Genomic DNA, 20287 nt, shown 5'->3' with positions numbered 1-20287 from the left:
GAGCCGCGCCCGCCGCCCCAACAGCGCGTCCCAGGACCGGCGGAGCGCGCCCCGCGCCGGGTCAGCCACGCCGCAGGGCGCCCGCCGCGGTGCCGGTCGCGGCGCGTTCGGCGAGCAGGTGGGCGCCGGCGACGAGGACGAGCATCCCGAGGAGCATCTGGACAGCGTAGGTCAGGTCCATCAGCGGGGACGTCGCCGGATCTCCGGTGCTGTCGGGCGCGACGGCCCCGGCCATCAGCATCCACCCGCCCCAGGCCGCCGTAGCCGCGCCGCCGGTCCAGCCGAGCGCCAGCGGGACCGCCAGCCGGATCGTGCCCCGGCCGAAGGCGGCCAGCAGGATGCCGACGGCCGCCAGCGCCGTGAACGCTGCGGTGTCGGCCTCGACGACGGCGGTGCCGCCGGTGTGTTCCGCGGCGCGCGCGGCGCTGAGGCCGACGCTTCCGCCGCAGGCCCAGACGGTGTGCAGGACGACGGGCAGCAGCGCGGCCACGGCCGCCGCCACCGCCGTGATCCGCAGGACGGGGCGGGTGGGGCTCGCGGCGAGGTCCGCGACGCTGCCGCGCAGCAGCGCGCCCCAGCGGTCCTTCGCGTAGAGCGTGAACAGGGTGCCCAGGGCCAGCCCCTGGACGCCGAACCCGGTGTAGACGACACCGAACACCCACTCGTCCAGCCACGGATCCGCGGCCGGTGTGCTCCGGCCGCCGGTGAGCAGGGAGACGGCGGTCACCAGCGGGAAGCCGACGAGGATCGGTGCGATCAGCCCCGTCGCGATCCAGCCGGGCAGGACCAGCGGCCAGGCCGGCAGGCGCCGGCCCCACGGGCGGGTCAGCGCGACGGCGAGCACGACCACGGCGACGTCCATCACGACGGTCAGCACGTTGACGGCGTAGAAGGCGGGGTCGTGCAGGAGGTCGCGCAGCGAACTGCCGGGCGGGATGCCGACGGTGCTGCCGGAGAGCCAGGCGATCTTGAGCGTCAGATAGGGGACGCAGGCGGCGACGGCCACCGCCCGCAGCACGCGGCGGGCGGTCGGGGTCCGCGGCGACTCGGCGGCGGGCGCGGGGCGGTGGGCGGGCACGGTGGTTTCCATACCGTCCACGCTCCCGGCCGCCCGTGCCCGCCACGTCCGGCCGTGGGACGATCCGCATCCCCGGTGCGGGGGATGCCCGCCCGGCGGAGCGTCAGGCGTCCTTGTCCAGGGTGAGCAGCCGGTAGACCGGGTCGGCGCGCGGGGTGTGCTGGTCCGGCAGCGCGCCCAGGCCCTCGATGACACCCTGCGCCTGGCGCGGGCTGAACTCCAGGGCCGAGGCGAAGTACCCGGCGCGGATCTTCTCGACCGTCAGCGCCGGTGACCGGCCCTGGCCGTGGCCGGTGAACGAGGTCTCCGCCCCGGGGCGCAGCCCGTGGCCCGCCGCCCAGCCGACGACGGCCGCGGCCTCGTCGTAGGCGTCCGGGATGACATGCGGGGCGAGCAGCGCGTCGACGTCGCTGTCCACCGCGTGCGCGGCGTCCTTGTCGACGGTGGTGACGAACACCCCGCCGGGCCGCAGCACCCGCGCGCACTCGGCGACCACCTCCGCCGCGTCCGGCAGCAGGTGCAGCAGCCAGACGGCGCAGACCGCGTCCAGGGAGCCGGTGGCGAACGGCAGCCGCCTGCTGTCGCCGAGCACCACCGTGGGCCCGACCCGGCCCGCGGCCACCGACGCCATGCCGGCCGACGCGTCGACACCGAGGACCCGCAGTCCCGGCCGGGCGAGCCGCTCGGTCACCAGACCGGTCCCGCACCCGACGTCGAGCAGGGTGCGGGCCCCTTCCGGCACGAGGTCGAGCACGGCGCGGGCCGCGGCTTCCGCCCGGGGGACGCCTCCACGGGTCGCGTCGTACCGTTCGGCTTCTACGTCGTAGTTCAGCACACCGGCAGCCTACGGGGAGTCATCACCCGGCGAGGAAATCGCGTACTCCCTGCGATACCGCGCCGTCCCCCAGCAGGTCATTGTGGGCGAGGCACCCGGCGTCCGTGTTGACGGCGCCACTGAGCGCGACGCTGCTGTCCGGGTTGACGACCTCGTCGCACTCCGACCAGAACGTCGCGTACGCGACGGCTCCCGGCGTCTCGTCCCCGGCCGCCAACTGCTTCTGCACGTACGAGCCGGGCGTCATGTCGCGGCACGCCTGGTCCCAGAGCGCGCAGGCCCACGCGGTGTAGGTGCCGTGGTTCGGGCCGCCGAGCGAGACCCAGTGGTCGACGGTGGCCGTGCCGCCGCGGAACGCGACGTACCAGCGGGTGACGAGGCTGCCGAAGGAGTGCGCGACCAGGTCGACCTGGGAGGCGCCGGTGCTGCTCAGCACGGTGTCGACGTAGGCGGCGAAGCGGCCGGCCAGTACCTCGTTGACCGACTGGTGGGTGTCGTAGCCCCAGCTGAACAACTCGCCGTCGGTGTAACCGGCGGCCTTGAAGTCGGCGGTCATCCCGCCCCACACGCCGGGGTCGGCGTTGTAGCCGTGCACGAAGATCACCGGATGGTGCGCGGGCGGTCCGGCGGACTGGGCGGCCGGCGACGCGGGCGCCGCGCCGAGCAGCAGGGCCAGGGCGCCGAGCACGGACAGGAGCACGGTCGATCTGCGACGCATGGACTGCCTCCTACGGAGTGGGGGGACGGGACGGTGCCGGGGCTGTGGCCGGGACCGCGACCGGGACCGCGGCCGGGACCGCGGCCGGGACCGCGGCCGGAGCCGCGGCCGGAGCCGCAGCCGGGGCCGCAGCCGGGGCCGCGGCCGTTGCCTACGTGGTGGGGGCGTAGGAGTAGACCGTCGTGGAGACCACGCAGACGCCCGGCTGGACGACCTCCGCGCGCAGCGTCCCGGAGCGCGGGTCGAAGTCGATGCCCTCGGATTCGAAGGTGCCCGAGCAGATGCTGCGCTTCGGCAATGGGAGCAGCGTCGTCACCTGGCCGGTGACGGCGGTGCCGTCCAGGGCGTGCGGGAGGTCGATCTGCAGCAGGTCCTTGGCGTCGTTGTCGGAGACGCACACCAGGCGGGTGGCGGAGACGAAGTCGCAGCCCTGGATGTTGTCGACCGCGCGGTCCAAGGTGAGCTGCCCGGCCTGCGGGAGCGTGCCGCCGGTGCGCGGGGTGGCGGGGTTGAGCAGGGGGGCGGGGAAGACCTGGAGGCGGTCGCGGGAGCCCCATTCGCCGGAGACCAGCCACTGGGCGTCGGGGGAGACGGCGGCGAAGGAGTTGTTGAGCGCCTCGCCGGGGTCGAGCGGGTGGACGTACTCGTAGCGCTGCCCGCCGGGCGTGGTGACGGCGTACATCTTCGACGTCGCGCCGTCGCCGCCCTGGTAGGCGTCGAAGACGTGGCCCTGGGCGATGTCCGGGTCGCCGATGTGGTTCCAGCCCTTGACGCGCAGGGCGAGCGGGATCGATCCGAGGCCCCGGTAGAGCAGCGAGCCGTCGGCGCGGCTGGCGACTCCCTCACCGCCGGTCAGGGAGCCGGTGTACGAAGTCCCGGACTCGGTCCAGCCCCCTGGTGAGGCGGCGGACGCGGCCGACGCGGTGGCGGCGGCGGTGAGGGCGATGGCACCGGCCAGTGCGGCGACGGCCCGAAGCGGCTTGGTGGTCACTGATCCTCCGTCAGATTGACATCAGGGGGCAGATCGTAGACGGGATGTGCGCACGTATCTACCCTTCGGTAACCAAGTCCCCCTAGGCTTCCGCTGCTTCTCCACCCACGTTCACCGGGAGTGTTCCGTGAGACTTGCCCGAGCCGCCACCGCCTGTGCCGCCGTGCTCCTGCTCGGCACCGCCGCCACCACCACCGCCACGGCAGCCACGCCCGCGTTCGCGGTGCGGAGCGCGCAGGCCTCGCAGGTTCCGCAGATCAGACTGGTGACCAGCAACGTGATGATGCTGTCGCGGAACCTGTACCCGAACTGGGGGCAGCTGCAGCGCGCCGACCTGATCGCCGACGCGGGCTACGTGCGGAACGCCGATGTCGTCGTCTTCCAGGAGGCGTTCGACAACGCGGCCTCCGACCGGCTGCTCGGCAACGTCAGGAGCCGCTACCCGTACCAGACGCCGGTCCTCGGCCGCTCCACCAGCGGCTGGGACCGCACCGAGGGGGCGTACAGCTCCTGGACGCCGGAGGACGGCGGGGTCGCCGTCGCCAGCAAGTGGCCCATCCTGGAGAAGGTGCAGCACGTCTACGCGGACGGGTGCGGCGCCGACAACTACTCCAACAAGGGCTTCGTGTACGTCGTCCTGAACGTGAACGGCACCCGCGTGCACATCGTCGGCACCCACACCCAGGCCGACGACTCCTCCTGCGGAGCGGGCGAGGCCGCGAGCATCCGGCGCGGCCAGGACCGGGAGATCGACGCCTTCCTCGACGCCCGCGCCATCCCCGCCGCCGAACCCGTCGTCATCGCCGGCGACCTCAACGTCGACGCGCACGGCGCCGAGTACCCGGGCCTGCTCACGGACCTCGACGCGGCGGCCCCCGACGCCGACCCCGGGCCGGCCGCCGGCTTCGACCCCGTCACCAACTCCGTGGCCCGGGACCGCTACCCGGACGACCCGGCGCAGCGGCTGGACCACGCGCTGCTGCGCAACGGCCACGCCCGCCCGGCCCACTGGAACAACCGCGTCGTCGACGAGCACTCCCCGAAGTGGTCGGTCTCCAGCTGGGGCACGACGTACTCGTACACCGACTACTCCGACCACTACCCGCTGGTCGCGGGCGACGTGTAGTCCACGGCTCCGAGGGCACCGCGGGGCGGGTGCGGCAGCGGGAAAACCAGTTGTGCGGTCCTTCCCCGACCGTCACGCTGGGTGACCGAACACCTGCCGCACCACCCACCCCCCGGAGAGCCCGCAGCATGCAGTCCGCCATCACCGTCACGCCCACCCGGATACCCGAGCTGCTGCTCGGGCTCGCCACCGTGCGTCCGGTGTTCCTCTGGGGCGCGCCCGGGATCGGCAAGTCCTCTCTGGTCAGGGCCTTCGCCGAGTCGCTCGGCCTGGAGTGCGTGTCGCTGCTGGGCACGCAGCTGGCCCCCGAGGACCTGATCGGCGTCCCGCAGATCCACGACGGGCGCACCCGCTTCTGCCCGCCCGAGGCCATCGCGCGCGACGAGCCGTACTGCCTGTTCCTCGACGAGCTCAACGCCGCGACGCCCGACGTCCAGAAGGCGTTCTACTCGCTGATCCTGGACCGCCGGATCGGCTCCTACGAGCTGCCCGCGGGCTCCATCGTCATCGGGGCGGGCAACCGCTCCACCGACAACGCGCTCGCCCGCCCCATCGCCTCCGCGCTCGTCAACCGCCTCACCCACGTCCATCTGCAGGCCTCCGCGAAGGACTGGCTGGTGTGGGCGGGCGAGAACGGCATCCACCCGTGGGTGACGGAGTACCTCACCGACCGGCCCGACCACCTGTGGTCGAAGGCGCCGAAGACCGAGGAGCCGTTCTCCACCCCGCGCTCGTGGCACATGCTCTCCGACGCGCTGCACTCCTTCGGCCCGACGCTCGACGAGGGCACCCTCAAGGTGATCACGCACGGGACGCTGACCCCCGCGCACGCCGTCTCCTTCTGCGGCTACGCGAAGATCGTCCGCAACGCCTACGGCATCGACGCGATCCTCAAGGGCGACGCCCCCTGGCCGCGCCGGCTGGAGGACCGCGACCTGCTCTACTACCTCGCCGACGCCTTCCGCGGCCGGCTCGCCAAGGAGCTGCCGGACCGCAAGGAGCACGCCTCCGAGGCCGTGCGGCAGACGGCCTTCCGCTCCAAGGCGCTGCTCGTGCAGCTCGCGGAGATCTCCGTCGAGGTCGCCCAGACCGTCATCGCGGACGACCTCGACGGCAACCCCGTGCTGCCCGCCTGGTTCCTCGTCGAGGCCGCCCGCGACATGCCGCGGCTGGTCGAGGCGCGCCGATGAGGGCCCGCCGGTGAAGGCCCGCGCCAAACGCCCGGACAAGCAGCGGGAGCTGGCCGAGGCGGCGTACCTGAAAGGGTGCGCGATCGTGTCCGCGCACCCCGCGCTGTCCGCCCTCGACGCGGCGTTCTGCCGCCTGCCCGACTGCGACCTCCGCCCCGAGCACGGCCTGACGGTGGTCACCTCCAACGGCACGGTGCACGCCCACCCGTACCGCCGCGCGGACCCCGCCACGTGGGCCTGGGCCCTCGCGCACGGCCTGCTCCACCTGGGCTTCGGCCATGTGCCGGCCGCCACCGGGCCGCGCGAGCAGCCCGACGTCTTCGACCGCACCGCGCGCTGCGTCGTCGTCAACCGCTTCCTGGCCACCATGCCCGTCGGCGAGGCGCCGGACCATCTGCCGCGCACCTGGCCGGACGGCGACGAGGACAAGCTCGCCGAGCGCTTCCGCCGCGACGGCATCCCGCCCGCCTACGCCGACTGCGGCACCGCGGGCCCCGGCGAGTCCGACCAGGTGCTCACCGAGTGGATCACCTGGCGCGGCGCCCTGCCGGACTGGAGCAACGCCCTCGCGCACGCCCTGACCCGTACGGTCTCGGCCGCGATGGACGTCGCGGGCGGCCGGCGCGACACCCTCACCGGAGCCCGGATCGAGCAGCGGCCCTGGGAGCGCGCGCTCAACTGGTTCGTGTCGTCGTACCCGCTGCTCGGCGGGATCGCCGCGGGCATGACGCTCGTCGCGGACGCCGAACTCGCCCGGGCGCACGGCATCGCCGTCGCCGCCGTCAGCCCGGAGGCGGCCGAGATCTACGTCAACCCGCTGATCCGGCACGCGGACGAGGAGTGGCGCTTCATCCTCGGCCACGAGATGCTGCACGCCGCCCTGCGGCACGGCGAGCGCTGCGGCGGTCGCGACCGGTACCTGTTCAACGTCGCCGCCGACTACGTCATCAACGCCTGGCTGATCGAGATGAACGTCGGGGAGATGCCCGCCGGGCTGCTGCACGACCCCGAACTGGCGGGCCTGTCCGCCGAGGAGGTCTACGACCGCATCGCCACCGACCTGCGCCGGATGCGGCGGCTGGCGACGCTGCGCGGCAAGGGCAAGGGGGACATCCTCGGCGAGCCGCTGCCCCGGCCCGCGCGGCCGGCCGAGTGGGTGGACCTCGACGAGTTCTACCGGCGGGGACTGATGAGCGGCCTCGACCTGCACTCGGCGCGCGAGCGCGGGCTGCTGCCGGCCGGGCTCGTGGAGGAGATCAACGCGCTCAGCCACCCGCCGCTGGCCTGGGACGCCCAACTCGCGCGCTGGTTCGACGAGTACGTGCCCCGCCCCGAACCGGTCCGCTCCTACGCCCGGCCCTCCCGGCGCCAGTCCTCCACGCCCGACATCCCGCGCGCCGGGCGGTACTTCCCGCCCGAGGAGGTGGCCCGCTGCACCTTCGGGGTCGTCCTCGACACGTCGGGGTCGATGAGCACCACGCTGATCGGCAAGGCGCTGGGCGCCATCGCGTCGTACGCCGCGGCCCGCGACGTGCCCGCCGCCCGCGTCGTCATGTGCGACGCGGCGGCGCACGACGCGGGGTACGTCCCGGTCGCGGACATCGCCGGCCGGGTCCGCGTCCACGGGCGCGGCGGCACCGTGCTCCAGCCCGCGCTGGACCTGCTGCACCGCGCGGACGACTTCCCGCCGGGCGCACCGGTCCTGATCATCACCGACGCCGAGTGCGATGTGCTGCGCCCGCGCCGCGAGCACGCCTACCTCGTACCGCGCGGCGCGGTGCTGCCGTTCACGCCGAAGGGCCCGGTCTTCCGGATGGTCTGACAGCCGCCGGGCGGGCGCACGGAGGGGCGACCGGACGGGCGAACAGGTGGCCGCACGGGCCGGGAAAAGTGGTGCGGTCCGGGGGCCGGGGCGGCAGACTCGGCCGGCATGGAGACGTATCTGATCGGCGGCGGCTGGGACGAAGCGGCCGCGTCCCTGGTGTACGGGCCGTTCCTCGCCGCGGCAGGGCCTGACCCGGCCGTGGCCTGCCTGCTGATCGACGAGGGCGTCGGGGCGGCGGACTTCGGGCGGTACGAGGCGGCCCTGCGGGCCGTGGCGCCCTGCCGGCCGTACCCCGTCCTGGTGCCGCCCGGCGGCGAGCTGGACCCGGCCGCGTTCGACGCGGCGGCAGCGCTGCTGGTCTGCGGCGGCCTGACCCCCGCCTACGGCGACGTGCTGGCCCCGCACGCGCGCCGGCTGCCCCCGGTCCCGTACGCGGGATTCTCGGCGGGCGCGGCCGTCGCCGCGGACCTGGCGCTGGTCGGCGGCTGGCGGGCGGACGGCATCCCTGTCTGCCCGGAGGAGACCGCCGAGGACCTCGACGAGATCACCCTGCGGCCGGGGCTCGGCCTCGTCCCGTGCACCGTGGAGGCGCACGCCGCCCAGTGGGGGACGCTGGCGCGCCTGGTCGAGACGGTGGCCCGCGGCGATGTCGCCGTGGGCGTCGCCATCGACGAGAACACGCTGCTCACGGTGGACGGCCCGCGCTGCGCGGTGTCCGGCCTGGGCCGCGTCCACCTGGTGCGCGCGGGGGAGTCGCCGACCGTCCGGTCCTACCGGGCGGGGCAGACGTTCACTCTCGACAGCGGGTGACAGGACGGCGGCGGCACCCGTCCCGCGGATGCCGCCGCCGTGCTGTCACGCGTCATGCCGTCACGCCGTGCGGTCAGTTGACCGACGCGGGGTCCGAGCCGATGCGGTTGCCCGCGTCCAGGCCGGCCAGCTCCGTCAGGTCGGCGTCGGACAGCTCGAAGTCGAAGACGTCGATGTTCTCCCTGATCCGGGACGGCGTCACGGACTTGGGGATCACGACGTTGCCGAGCTGGAGGTGCCAGCGCAGCACGACCTGGGCGGGGGTGCGGCCGTGCCGCTCCGCGATGGTGCCGATGACCGGCTCGTCCAGCAGGCCCTTGCCCTGGCCCAGCGGCGACCACGCCTCGGTGGCGATGCCGTGCTCGGCGTGGAAGGCGCGCAGCGGCGCCTGGGCGAAGTCCGGGTGCAGCTCGACCTGGTTGACGGCCGGGACGACCGAACCCTCGGCGAGGACGCGGCGCAGGTGCTCCGGGTTGAAGTTGGAGACGCCGATGGCCTTGGCGCGGCCGTCCGCGTAGATCTTCTCCAGGGCGCGCCAGGTGTCGGCGTACAGGTCCCGGGCGGGCGTCGGCCAGTGGATCAGGTACAGGTCGACGTGGTCGAGGCCCAGCTTGGCCAGCGACGCGTCGAAGGCGGCGAGGGTCTTGTCGAAGCCCTGCTCGGAGTTCCACAGCTTCGTCGTGACGAAGAGGTCCTCGCGCGGCACGCCGGAGGCGGCGAGCGCCTTGCCGGTGCCCTCCTCGTTGCCGTAGATCGCGGCGGTGTCGATGCTGCGGTACCCGGCCTCCAGCGCGGTGGAGACTGCGGCTGTCGCCTCGTCGTCCGGCACCTGCCACACGCCGAAACCGAGCTGCGGCATCCGGACGCCGTTGTTGAGGGTGATGAAGGGGACCTTGCTGCTCACGAGCGGCGATCCTAACGTTGACGTACAGGGGATTTCTGTTCCAACCATCTCCCTGGATGCGCCATTCCCACTCGCCGGAAACGTTTCCGGATCGTCCGGGTGTCCGGGGAGGCCCGGGAAGGCCCGAGGTCAGGCCGTCGTCCCCAGATACGCGTCGCGTACCGCCGGATCGGCCCGCACCTCGGCGGGGGTGCCCTGCGCGAGCACCGTGCCGAGGTCCAGGACGACGACCCGGGCGCACAGCTCCATCACGAAGGCCACGTTGTGCTCGACGAGCAGCACCGCGCAGCCCTCCTGCGCGGCGAGCCGCCGCACGACGCCGGCGAGCTGCTCGCGCTCCTCGCCGGACATCCCCGACGCGGGCTCGTCCAGCAGCAGCACCCGTGGCGGGTCCGCCAGCGCGCGGGCGACCTCGACCATCCGGGCCTGGCCGACCGGCAGCGTTCCGGCGTAGGCCGAGCGCAGGTCGTACAGGCCGCACTGGCGCAGCACCGCCTCCGCCCGTGAGCGGCGGGCCCGCTCCCGCGACCGGCGGGACGGGGCCGCCACCAGATCGGCCGCGAGGCCGCCTCCTCCGCCGTCCCACTCCTGGGCGACGACGAGGTTGTCGGCGACCGTGAGCTGCCCGAACAGCTGCTGGCGCTGGAACGTGCGGCGCAGCCCGTGCCGGGCGCGCCAGACGGGGGAGCGGCCGGTGATGTCCCGGCCGTCGAGCAGCACCCGGCCCTCGTCGGGGCGGCGGATGCCGGAGACGGCGTCGAAGAACGTGGTCTTGCCCGCGCCGTTCGGGCCGATGAGCCCGCAGACCTCGCCCTCCCGGACGCCGAGGCCCACCCCGTCCAGGGCGCGGACGCCGCCGAACCGCACGCCGATCCCGTCCGCCCGCAGCACCTCACCGGTCACGGCTGGACCACCTCCCCCTCGACGTCCGCACCCTCCCGGCCCGCACCCTTCCGGCCCGTGCCCGACGCCGCGATGCCGAGGTACGCCTCGGTGAGCCGGTCGGTCTCCACCTCCGCGCGCGGGCCGCACCACGACACGTGCCCGGACGACAGGTACGCGACGGTGTCGGCGAGGCCGAGCACCTCGGCCGCCTTCTCCTCGACGAGCAGCAGCGCCGTGCCCGCCGCGCGCAGTTCGGTGAGGACGGCGAAGACCTCGTCGACGACGCGCGGGGCCAGCCCCAGCGACGGTTCGTCGGCGACCAGGACCTTCGGCGGGCGCTGCAGCAGCGGGGCCAGCGCCAGCATCTGCTGCTCGCCGCCCGACAGCGACCCGGCCAGGACCGTGCGCCGCGCCGCGAGCTGCGGGAAGCGTGTGTAGACGTGTCCGCGCGCGGCCCGGTCGGGCAGGTACAGCGCCAGGTTCTCCTCGATGGTCAGCGCCGGGAAGATCCCCCGGCCCTCGGGGGCGAGCAGCACGCCGTCGCGGGACCGCCGCACCGGGCCGTCGCGGGTGCCGTCCCGGCCGTGCGTCCACACCGTGCCGTGCGCGGGGGCGAGGAGGCCGGCGGCGACCCGGCACAGGGTGCTCTTGCCCGCGCCGTTGGGGCCCAGCAGCGCCAGGATCTCCCCGGCCCTGACGGTCAGGTCCACCCCGCGCAGCACGGAGCCGCCGTCGTATCCCGCGTGCACGCCGCGCAGTTCCAGCGCGGGCGGCTCGCCGGCGGCGGGGACCGGGGCCAGCGGGGCGCGCTGCGCGGCCGCGGGCCGGGGCACGTCCGGCACGGTCCGGACCACCGCGGCTCCGCCTTCCGCCCGCGCCTGACGCTCCGTCCGTGCCGCCCGCTCCGCCCGCCGCCTGCGCAGCCGGACGGAGACCGCCGCGCAGTAGCCGTCCGGGTCGTTGGCGAGGGCGAGTCCGGCCAGGCCGAAGAGGATGACCGGCAGGTGCGCGGAGTCGGTGACGTAGCTCTGGAAGAGGTGCGGGACGACCGCGAAGACCAGCCCGGCGACCACCGCGAACTGCGGCCTGCGCAACCCCGCGGCGACGACCACCGCGAGCCAGACCAGGCCGGTCAGCGCGGTGAAGTCGGTCGCGGTGATCCGGGTGTTGTAGGAGGCGTACATGACGCCGCCGAAGCCCGCGAGCCCCGCCGACAGGGCGAAGAGCACCAGCTTCGTCCGGACCACCGAGACCCCCGACGCCATCGCGGCGGCGGGCGCCGACCGCACCGCGAGGATCGCCCGGCCGGTCGCCGAGGTGCGCAGCGCGCCGATCGCCGCGACGACCGCGCACAGCAGCACGATCAGGGCGACGCCCATCGCCCGGTCGTCGGCCAGGTCGACCGGCCCCAGAACGGGGCGCGGGATCGACCAGCCCGCGTCGCCGTTGCGCAGCCACCCCAGCTGGAACAGCACCTGGTCGGCGAGGAACGCCAACGCGAGGGTGGCGAGGGCGAGGCTGCGCCCGCCCAGCCGCAGCGCGGGCAGCGCCACCAGCGCGCCCAGCACCGCCGCCGCGCACGTCCCGACCGCCGCCGCCGCGACGAACGGCCAGCCGTGGCTCATCAGCAGCCCGGCCACCAGCGCGGCACCGGTCACGAACGTGGCCTGCGCGAGACTCACCATCGCGCCGAGGCCGGTGACCAGGGTGAACGAGACGAAGACCAGGGAGATCGCCAGCCCCTGCGTGAGCAGGCCGCTCCAGAACGGCGTGGTGACGGTGTAGAAGGCGGTGGCGAGCAGGGCCGCGGCCGCCGCCCACGGCCCCCAGCGCCGCGCCCAGGACGCGCCCGCCAGGTAGTCGGGCGTGGTCACGTCCGCCGCCGCCGTGCCCGCCGCGCGCTGCCTGCGGGCCATCAGCAGCAGCCCCGCGAAGAGGAGGAAGAACGGAACGGCGGTACGGAACCCGGTGATCCGGTCCGCGAAGGAGGCGTAGCCGGCGGCCAGGTTCTGCAGCACGCCGAGCGCGAGGCCGCCCGCGAACGCCAGCGGGATCGACGCGAAGCGGCCGAGGACGGCCGCGGTCGCGGAGACGAAGAGGAAGAGCGTGTAGTCGTGCGCGGACAGCCCGAGCAGCGGGGTGGCGAGCACCCCGGCCAGCCCCGCCAGCGCCGAGGAGAGCATCCAGGCGATCGACGACAGCCGGTCGGCGCTGATCCCGCGCAGTTCGGTCAGCGACCGGTTGTCGACGGCCGCGCGCAGCCGCAGGCCGAGGGTGGTGTGCCGGAGCAGCAGCCACAGGCCGAGGGCGACGACGGCCGTGGTGACCCAGGTGATCAGCTGGTCGGAGTCGACGCCCACCCCGTCCATGAGCTGCCAGGACACCGCCGGGCTCGGCCCGACGCCGGGCAGCCCGAACTGGTTCTCGGCCGGCTGCACGGAGACCCCCGCGTCCCGCAGCAACTCCACCGCCCACAGCCCGGCCGCCGGGAGCGCGACCAGCAGGCCGATGGTCGCCACGATCTGCGCGGTCTCCCCGGCCTTCGCCAGCTTCCGGAACATCGCCCGGTCCAGCGCCCACCCGGTGGCCGGCGCGACGACCACGACCAGCAGCAGCGCCGTCGGGACGGCCGGCCGGCCGAAGCCGGAGTGCAGTTCGTAGTAGCCGAGCGCGCACAGGTACGCGGTCGCGCCGTGCGCGAAGTTGAACAGGCCCGAGGCGGAGTACGACAGGACGAGCCCGGTCGCCAGCAGCGCGTAGAGCGCCCCCGACACCAGGCCGCTCAGGACAAAGCCCAGCAGGTCTCCCATGGCCACTGCCTTCCGCGGTCGCTCGTGCCGGTCCGACGACGCCCCTGCCGGGCGGGGCTATCTGAAGGGGATGGCGGGGTAGCACGTGAACGGCACCGCGACCTGGTACGTCCCGCCCGTGAGCCGCACGAGGCTGCCGCAGCCGAAGCCCTGGGTGTGCCCCTTGGGGAAGCTCCGGTCGCCCGCCGGGCTGCCGGTGTCCGAGAACGTGTCGGCGGCCTTCTGGAAGGTGGCGGTGGTCAGGTCGCGGCCCGTCTTCCTCGCGATGGCCAGGAAGAGGTCGGCCGACAGGTAGCCGGTCATCATGTGGAGGTTGGGGCGCACGCCGGCGCCGCCGACCTTGCGCACGTCCTTGAGGAACTGCGCGATGGCCGGGCTCGTCGACTCGAAGGGCTCGAACTGCACCAGGACGTAGACGCCGTCGAGCGCCTGCGCGGTGGTGGCCTTGGCGAGCAGCCCGGGGTCGTAGTCGGTGGGGTCGGAGAGCGCGCCGCGGAACCCGGCGCGCTTGAGGGCGGTGAACAGGCCGATGTTCTGCGGGGTCTGCATGACGGAGACGACCGCGTCGGGCGCCTTGCCGCCGTTGCTCCTCAGGATCTCTCCGGTGTACGCGGACCAGTCGCTGGGCGCGGCGGCGGCCGGGACCGAGGCCTTCGCGTACGTCACCTTGAACCCGGCGGCCGTGAAGCCCTGGGTGTACGTCCTGATGCCGAACTTGCCGGCGTCGCTGTCGGCGGCGATCAGCGCGACGCTGCGTCCCTTGGCACCGCCGAGCGCCTGGGCCAGGCCCTCGGGCCAGGACTGGGTGATGGTGCCGCCGGGACTGGGGACCAGGCAGCCGTTGAAGCCGTAGGTGGTGGCGGGGCCGCAGAAGGCCGGCAGGGTGCCCCAGCCGAAGACCGGCACGTTCTGCTGCTTGAGGAAGTCGGCGCCGGAGAAGGTGACCGAGCTCATCGGCACGACCGAGAAGACCTTGTCCTGCTGGACGAGCTTGCGGGCGGCGGCCAGGTTGCGGCTGGGGTCCTGCCCGTCGTCCTCCGCGCCCAGGTAGTCGATCCTCCGTCCGTTGACGCCGCCCTCGTCGTTGGCGCGCTGGAAGCGGGCCTTGGCCCCGAGGTCGGTGTCGGCCTTGCTGTACCCGCTCGACGAGGTCTTGGAGACGATGCCGCCGACCGTGACCGAGTCGTCGGTGACCCCGCGGGCGGACGCACCGGCCTTGCCCTCCGGGGAGGTGCTGGTGGAGGCGGAGTTGCAGGCGGTGGCGAGCAGCAGCGAGGCCGCGGCTGCGGCGAGGAAGCGGATCGGTCGCGACACGTCAGGATCCCTCCGGAGCCGGATGAGTTCCTGCATTCTGCGGTGGACCTGACGGTCCGTCAATAAATATTCCCGCATCATGTGACGATCCATCAGATGCGAGCTGCCCCCTCGCCCCGGGCGGCGGTCAGCCCCGGTAGAGCGCCTCGATCTCCTCCGGGAACGCCTTCTCGATCGCCCGGCGCTTGAGCTTCAGCGACGGCGTCAGCAGTCCGCGCTCCTCGGAGAACTGGGCGGCCAGGATCCGGAACGTGCGGATCGACTCGGCCTGCGAGACCAGGGTGTTGGCCGCGACCACCGCCCGCCGGATCTCGGTCTCCAGGTCCGGGTCGTGCACCAGTTCCTCGTCCGGCAGCTTCGGCTTGCCGCGCATGGTCAGCCAGTGCCCGACGGCCTCCGGGTCCAGCGTCACCAGGGCGGCGATGAACGGCCGGTTGTTGCCGACCGCGACGCACTGCGCGATCAGCGGATGGGACCGCACCCGGTCCTCCAGCACACTCGGCGAGACGCTCTTGCCGCCGCTGGTGACCAGGATCTCCTTCTTGCGGCCGGTGATCGTCAGATAGCCCTCGCCGTCGAGCGCGCCGAGGTCGCCGGTCGCCAGCCAGCCGTCGCCGAGCACCTCGGCGGTGGCCTTCGGGTTGTTGAGGTACCCCTGGAAGACCTGGCCGCCGTTGAGCCAGATCTCGCCGTCCTCCGCGATGTGCACGGTGGTGCCGGGCACCGGGAGCCCGACCGTGCCGAAGCGGGTCTGCTCCGGCGGGTTGGCGGTGGCGGCGGCGGTGGTCTCGGTGAGTCCGTACCCCTCGTAGATCGTCACTCCCGCGCCGCTGAAGAACAGCCCGAGCCGCCGCTCCATCGCCGAGCCGCCGGAGATCGCGTGCCGCACCCGGCCGCCGAGGGCGTCGCGCACCTTGCTGTAGACGAGCTTGTCGTAGATCTGGTGCTGCATCCGCAGGGCGGCGCCGGGGCCGTGCCCGGTGCCGAACGCCTTGGCCTCGATCGCCTCCGCGTACCGCACCGCGATCTCCACCGACTTGTCGAACGGGCCGAGCTTCCCGGCCGCCTCCGCCGTGCGGCGGGCCGCCTGGAAGACCTTCTCGAAGACGTACGGCACGGCCAGCACGAACGTCGGCCGGAAGACGGCCAGGTCGGGGATGAGGTCGGCGGCGGTCATGCTCGGCTGGTGCCCGAGCCGGATCCGGTGCCGGACGCACGCCACCTCGACCATCCGCCCGAAGACGTGCGCGAGCGGCAGGAAGAGCAGCGTGGACGGCTCCTCGCCGGGCTTGTTGGCGAAGACCGGCTCCCAGCGGGCCACCACGTTGTCCGTCTCGGCCATGAAGTTGCCGTGGCTCAGGACGCAGCCCTTGGGCCGGCCGGTGGTGCCCGAGGTGTAGATGACGGTGGCCGTCGCGTCCGGGGTGACCGCGAGCCGGTGCCGGTCGATCACCTCGTCGCCGATGTGGGCGCCGGCCGCGGCCAGCTCCGCGACGCACCCCGCGTCGAGCTGCCACAGCCGGCTCAGCCGGGGCAGCTCGTCGACGGCGGCGCCGATCGTCATCGCGTGGTCCTCGTGCTCCACGACGCAGGCGACCGCGCCCGAGTCGTGCAGCATCCAGCGCACCTGGTCGAGGGAGGAGGTCGGGTACACGGGGACCGGTTGGGCGCCGATCGTCCACAGCGCGAAGTCGAAGACGGTCCACTCGTAGCGGGTGCGCGACATGATCCCGACGCGGTCGCCGAAGCGCACCCCGTTGGCGAGCAGGCCCTTCGCGACGGCGACCACCTCGTCGCGGAACTCCAGCGCCGTCACGTCGTGCCAGTGGCCGTCCGTCCGGCGGCCGAGCACCACCTGGTCCGGGTGGTCCGCGGCGTTGTTGAACACCGCGTCCGCCAGTCCACCGACCTGGGGCGCCGTGGCCATCGGGGGGACGGTGAACTCGCGCACTGGTGCTCCTCGAGCCGCCGGGGCCTCTGTCCGGCGGGCGGCCCGTAAGCTACCCGATCGGCCGACGGGGCGGGAGGGGTTGGTACGCACCAGTAGTATCGGACGTTTGTGCTGGTAGGGCACTGGTTCCCGGTAGCCGCAAGGGAGTACGGGCGAGGGCCGGACCCCCGAAGGTTGTCCGGCCCAGCCGATCTCCACCAAATCTGCGCCAACCGGTTACCGCCGCTCTACAGCGGGAGCGGCCACGGGAACGGCCCCCGAACCCCGCCCCGAGGAGGCGTCCGAGGCGCTGCCCGCGCCCGCCGGGGCGGGCAGCACCGGCCGGGCCGCCGGGGTCCGCACGAGGAGCAGGACGGCGATGCCCGCCAGCACCGCGACGACGCCGGCCACCACGGCCGCCGTGTTCAGCCCGGACGCGAACGCCGCGTGCAGCGCGTGGTCCACCGTCCCCCGCCGGTCCTCCGGGGTGTGGCCCAGCACGCCCTGCGCGCCGCCGCCGGCCAGCGCCCGCGCCGTGCCGTGCGCGTCGGGCACCGTACCGCTCAGCGACGTCTCCATCCGCGAGGCGACGATGGTGCCGAAGACCGCCACGCCGAGCGCGTACCCGAGCTGGCGGAAGGTGTTGACCGCGCCGCTGGCCATGCCCGCGCGGTGCGGCGGCACGGAGGCGAGGGCCGCGCCCGCCACCGCCGGGTTGACGAGTCCGACCCCGACGCCGGCCACCAGCAGCCCGGCGGTCAGCGAGGCCCACCCCGAGCCTGCGTCCAGCAGGCTCTGCCCGAACGCGCCCAGCCCGATCAGCACCAGCCCGATCCCGATCACCAGCCGGTACGGCGCGCCGTGCAGGAACCGGCCGCCGAGCGCCGCCGTGACGAAGCCGGCCGCCGCCAGCGGGACCAGCACCAGCCCGCCGACGACCGGGCTCAGGCCCAGCAGCGTCTGCAGCCACAGGGAGGTGTACGGCAGGAACCCGAACGCGGCCGCGTTCAGCGCCAGCGCGCCGATCATCACCCCGACGAAGGAGGCGTTGCGGAACAGGCCCAGGTCGAGCAGGGGATGGGACGACCGGCGCTCGACCGCGACGAACAGCCCGAGGGCCAGTACCGCGGCGGCCAGCGTGACGACCGTGCGCCCGGAGCCCCAGCCGACCGCGTCGGCCCGGATCGCCGCGTAGGTGGCCAGGCCCGCGAAGAGCGTGAAGGTGGCCGTGCCCGCCCAGTCGATGCGGTGCCCGGCGCCCTCGCGCCGCGACTCGGGGACCACCTTGAGCGTCAGCCACACCGCGACCAGGCTGACCGGCAGGTTGACGAAGAAGATCCAGCGCCAGTCGATCCCCTGGGTGAGCAGGCCGCCCGCGATCGGGCCCAGCGCGGCCGCCCCGCCGCTGACCGCGCCCCACACGCCGAGCGCCACCGACCGGTCCTTGCCCTGGTAGACGGCGGCCAGCAGGGACAGGGTGGTCGCGAACATCGCGGCCGCGCCGATCCCCTGCACCGCGCGCATCGCGACCAGCACCGTGGTGTTCGGCGCCAGGCCGCAGGCGAGCGAGGCGCCCGCGAACACGACCGTGCCCGCGACGTACATCTTGCGCCGGCCGACCACGTCCGCCGCGGAACCGGCGCCGATCAGCAGGGCGGCGAGCGCCAGCGCGTAGATGTCGATGACCCATTGCAGGTCCGACAGGGACGCGCCGAGCGAGCTGGTGATGTCGGGCAGGGCGACGATCACGATCGTGACGTCGAGCAGCAGCATGAACGTACCCAGACAGACCGCGACCAGCGGTCCCCACTTGCGCATCGTGATCCCTCGTTCTCTTCGGTCGCTTCGGTTCCCCGGCCCGGTGCCCGGTGACCCCGTGACCCGCCCTACGATCGACAGTGGCGGACGTATCCACCAGTCACGGTGCACCCAGCGTCTCTTTTCGACATCAAGGAGGGCTTGAGCGGTGGAATCTCCTTCCTTCGACGAGCTGGACCTCAGGCTGCTCCAAGCGCTGCAACTCGACGGACGGGCCCCCTTCAGCCGGATCGCCGCGGTCCTCGGGGTGTCCGACCAGACGGTCGCCCGGCGCTTCCGCAGGCTGTACGCCGACGGCGGGCTGCGCGTGCTCGGGGTGGCCGACGCCGCCCGGCTCGGCCGCACCAGCTGGCTGCTGCGGCTGCGCTGCGCGCCCGACGCGGCGGACCCCATCGCCAGGGCGCTCGCCCGCCGGCCCGACACCAAGTGGATCGGGCTGACCTCGGGCGGCACGGAAGTGCTCTGCGTCGCGGAGCCCCGCACCCGCGACGACCACACGGCCCTGCTGCTCGGCAAGCTCCCGCGCACGCCGCGGATCCTGGAGATCAGCGCGCTGTGCCTGCTGCACACCTTCTACGGCGGACCGCTGGGCTGGTTCGCCAAGGGCGAGGGGCTGACCGCCGCCGAGGTCGAGGCCCTCACCCCGCCCCCCGTGGACCCGTTCACCGGGCCGCTCACCCTCGACGCCGAGGACGAGCGGCTGATCGACGCGCTGGGGCGGGACGGCCGGGCCACCTACCCGGAACTGCAGCAGCTCACCGGCCTGTCGGAGTCGGCCGCCAAGCGGCGGCTCGAACAACTGCGGCGCAGCGGCGCGCTCTTCATCGACGTCCAGTTCGAAGCGGACCAGATCGGCTACCTGGCGCACGCCGTGCTCTGGCTGACCGTGCGCCCCTCGGCCCTGTCCGCCGTCGGCCGGGCGCTCGCGGAGCACGGCGAGGTCGCCTTCGCCTGCGCCACCACCGGCCCGTCGAACATCTTCGCCGTCGTCCTGTGCCGCGACACCGCCGACCTCTACCGCTACCTCAGCGAGCGGATCGGCGCCCTGGACGGCGTCCAGCACGTCGAGACCGCGCCGACGCTCCGCCGCATCAAGAGCCTGGCGTACGAGGAGCGCCGCCGCTGACCCGCCGCCCTACGCCTCCTTCCGGTCCTTCGGGTCGTTCCGGTCCTTCCGGGCGCGGACGCGGACGCGGGCGAGCTGGCGGGACTGGGCGACCAACCGGCCGGAGGAGTCCCACACTTCGGCGTCCTCCTCCAGGTAGCCGTCGGCGAAGTTGCGGGTCGAGTGGACGACGCGCAGCCAGCCGGGAGCGGGCTTCGCGCGCACGTGCACGGTCAGTTCCAAGGTGGGGGCCCAGCCGAGGATGCCCAGGTCGAAGCTGGCCGGGGGCAGCACGTCCGCCGCCAGGAGCAGCAGCAGCGGGTCGGGCTCGCGGCCGTCCGGCATCCGCAGCCAGCCCTGCACGAGGCCCCGGCCGGACGGCGCGCCCGACGCCCAGCCGACGGTGGCCGGGTCCAGCCGCAGGTCGATCCGGCTGAGCAGCCCCGCCTCCGCGACGGAGGAGGGAAAGGTCAGTTCCGCGCCGACGCACTGGTCGGGCGGCGGGAGGTCCGGGGGAGCGGCGGTGGTGCGGACGTCACCGGCGGCGTGGTCGCCGAGGTCGCCGTACGTGGCGAGGGCCCGCAGCCGCTCCTCACCGCCCTGCAGCAGCGAGACCGCGCCCGTCGAGACGGAGCGGCCGCGCCGCAGGGTCTCGGTGCGCAGCTCCACCGGACCGGCGGTCGACGCGGACAGGTAGTAGGCGCTGATGGAGAACGGGTCGGTGTGCCCGTCCGGCCCGCCGCCGAGTTCGGCGGCCAGCGCGCGGGCGGCGAGCGCCAGCAGCAGGCCGCCGTTGATGCCCTTGCCGATCTGCCAGCCGCCGTCGATCGCCGCGTCGAAGACGGACGGCTCGCCGGCCCGCGCCGCCACGGCGGTCCCGCGGTCGAATGCGTACACCTGATCAGTTCCCCGGTCTGTCACACCGCGCAGCGTAGGGCCTGTCCGCCG

General features: G+C 74.0%; 16 protein-coding genes. 5 read left to right on the top strand and 11 right to left on the bottom strand.

The features are described from left to right. Positions 1–61: 61 nt before the first annotated feature. The 4 genes from ABZ721_RS19845 to ABZ721_RS19830 form a co-directional block, all read right to left on the bottom strand. Positions 62–1090, bottom strand: a complete 1029-nt coding sequence (locus tag ABZ721_RS19845) for a hypothetical protein (RefSeq protein WP_358789934.1) — start codon at positions 1088–1090, stop codon at positions 62–64. 91 nt (positions 1091–1181) lie between these two features. Continuing rightward, entirely contained in the window at positions 1182–1913 is a 732-nt protein-coding gene (locus ABZ721_RS19840) for a class I SAM-dependent methyltransferase (RefSeq protein ID WP_358789933.1), read from the bottom strand. Positions 1914–1935: 22 nt separating this feature from the next. Then, entirely contained in the window at positions 1936–2631 is a 696-nt protein-coding gene (locus ABZ721_RS19835) for a triacylglycerol lipase (RefSeq protein WP_358789932.1), read from the bottom strand. Between the two features lie 151 nt (positions 2632–2782). Beyond that, on the bottom strand, positions 2783–3622 hold the full coding sequence (locus ABZ721_RS19830) for a hypothetical protein (protein WP_358789931.1): 840 nt from the start codon (positions 3620–3622) through the stop codon (positions 2783–2785). A 127-nt stretch (positions 3623–3749) separates the two neighbouring features. Here ABZ721_RS19830 and sph point away from each other — a divergent pair, with 127 nt between their 5' ends. From sph to ABZ721_RS19810, 4 genes are all read left to right on the top strand, one after another. Further along, positions 3750–4748 (top strand): sphingomyelin phosphodiesterase, encoded by a 999-nt coding sequence (gene sph / locus ABZ721_RS19825; RefSeq protein WP_358789930.1) that lies wholly within the window; start codon positions 3750–3752, stop codon positions 4746–4748. Positions 4749–4876: 128 nt separating this feature from the next. Further along, a complete protein-coding gene (locus ABZ721_RS19820; protein ID WP_358789929.1) occupies positions 4877–5938 on the top strand; it encodes a MoxR family ATPase in 1062 nt (353 codons plus the stop codon). Between the two features lie 10 nt (positions 5939–5948). Beyond that, complete coding sequence (locus ABZ721_RS19815) at positions 5949–7760, top strand: hypothetical protein (RefSeq protein WP_358789928.1); 1812 nt, start codon at positions 5949–5951, stop codon at positions 7758–7760. A gap of 108 nt (positions 7761–7868) precedes the next feature. Beyond that, positions 7869–8573 carry a hypothetical protein gene (locus tag ABZ721_RS19810; RefSeq protein WP_358789927.1) on the top strand — a complete coding sequence of 235 codons (705 nt, stop codon included), beginning with the start codon at positions 7869–7871 and terminating at the stop codon, positions 8571–8573. 73 nt (positions 8574–8646) lie between these two features. On the opposite strand, the gene ABZ721_RS19805 is transcribed toward ABZ721_RS19810, so the two are convergent. The 6 genes from ABZ721_RS19805 to ABZ721_RS19780 form a co-directional block, all read right to left on the bottom strand. Beyond that, the gene (locus ABZ721_RS19805; protein WP_358790027.1) at positions 8647–9432 is read right to left on the bottom strand and encodes an aldo/keto reductase; all 786 of its coding nucleotides are present in this window, start codon (positions 9430–9432) and stop codon (positions 8647–8649) included. Positions 9433–9606: 174 nt separating this feature from the next. Further along, a complete protein-coding gene (locus ABZ721_RS19800; RefSeq protein WP_358789926.1) occupies positions 9607–10380 on the bottom strand; it encodes an ABC transporter ATP-binding protein in 774 nt (257 codons plus the stop codon). Continuing rightward, complete coding sequence (locus tag ABZ721_RS19795) at positions 10377–13172, bottom strand: ATP-binding cassette domain-containing protein (protein WP_358789925.1); 2796 nt, start codon at positions 13170–13172, stop codon at positions 10377–10379. Before ABZ721_RS19795 ends, ABZ721_RS19800 begins: the two co-directional genes overlap by 4 nt. A gap of 57 nt (positions 13173–13229) precedes the next feature. Continuing rightward, positions 13230–14486: an ABC transporter substrate-binding protein gene (locus tag ABZ721_RS19790; protein WP_358789924.1), complete on the bottom strand. Its 1257-nt coding sequence runs from the start codon at positions 14484–14486 to the stop codon at positions 13230–13232. A gap of 127 nt (positions 14487–14613) precedes the next feature. Next, the gene (locus tag ABZ721_RS19785; RefSeq protein ID WP_358789923.1) at positions 14614–16437 is read right to left on the bottom strand and encodes a long-chain fatty acid--CoA ligase; all 1824 of its coding nucleotides are present in this window, start codon (positions 16435–16437) and stop codon (positions 14614–14616) included. A 216-nt stretch (positions 16438–16653) separates the two neighbouring features. Beyond that, positions 16654–18234 (bottom strand): MFS transporter, encoded by a 1581-nt coding sequence (locus tag ABZ721_RS19780; protein ID WP_358789922.1) that lies wholly within the window; start codon positions 18232–18234, stop codon positions 16654–16656. Between the two features lie 148 nt (positions 18235–18382). Here ABZ721_RS19780 and ABZ721_RS19775 point away from each other — a divergent pair, with 148 nt between their 5' ends. Then, a complete protein-coding gene (locus tag ABZ721_RS19775; RefSeq protein WP_358789921.1) occupies positions 18383–19360 on the top strand; it encodes an Lrp/AsnC family transcriptional regulator in 978 nt (325 codons plus the stop codon). Positions 19361–19369: 9 nt separating this feature from the next. Here the strand turns inward: ABZ721_RS19775 and ABZ721_RS19770 are convergent, their stop codons facing one another. After that, entirely contained in the window at positions 19370–20236 is an 867-nt protein-coding gene (locus ABZ721_RS19770; protein ID WP_358789920.1) for a thioesterase family protein, read from the bottom strand. Positions 20237–20287 lie beyond the last annotated feature (51 nt).

The organism is Streptomyces sp. NPDC006733 (assembly GCF_040636125.1).
GTDB lineage: Bacteria > Actinomycetota > Actinomycetes > Streptomycetales > Streptomycetaceae > Actinacidiphila.
The sequence above is the reverse complement of the archived record's forward strand: the minus strand, read 5'-3'. Positions and strand labels throughout refer to the sequence as shown.

What these genes read in the sequence shown, in the direction of transcription:
- ABZ721_RS19835 (WP_358789932.1), bottom strand. Translation starts at nt 2,631, where the DNA reads ATGCGTCGCAGATCGACCGTGCTCCTGTCCGTGCTCGGCGCCCTGGCC.
- ABZ721_RS19780 (WP_358789922.1), bottom strand. Translation starts at nt 18,234, where the DNA reads ATGCGCAAGTGGGGACCGCTGGTCGCGGTCTGTCTGGGTACGTTCATG.
- ABZ721_RS19820 (WP_358789929.1), top strand. Translation starts at nt 4,877, where the DNA reads ATGCAGTCCGCCATCACCGTCACGCCCACCCGGATACCCGAGCTGCTG.
- ABZ721_RS19810 (WP_358789927.1), top strand. Translation starts at nt 7,869, where the DNA reads ATGGAGACGTATCTGATCGGCGGCGGCTGGGACGAAGCGGCCGCGTCC.
- ABZ721_RS19845 (WP_358789934.1), bottom strand. Translation starts at nt 1,090, where the DNA reads ATGGAAACCACCGTGCCCGCCCACCGCCCCGCGCCCGCCGCCGAGTCG.
- ABZ721_RS19805 (WP_358790027.1), bottom strand. Translation starts at nt 9,432, where the DNA reads ATGCCGCAGCTCGGTTTCGGCGTGTGGCAGGTGCCGGACGACGAGGCG.
- ABZ721_RS19795 (WP_358789925.1), bottom strand. Translation starts at nt 13,172, where the DNA reads ATGGGAGACCTGCTGGGCTTTGTCCTGAGCGGCCTGGTGTCGGGGGCG.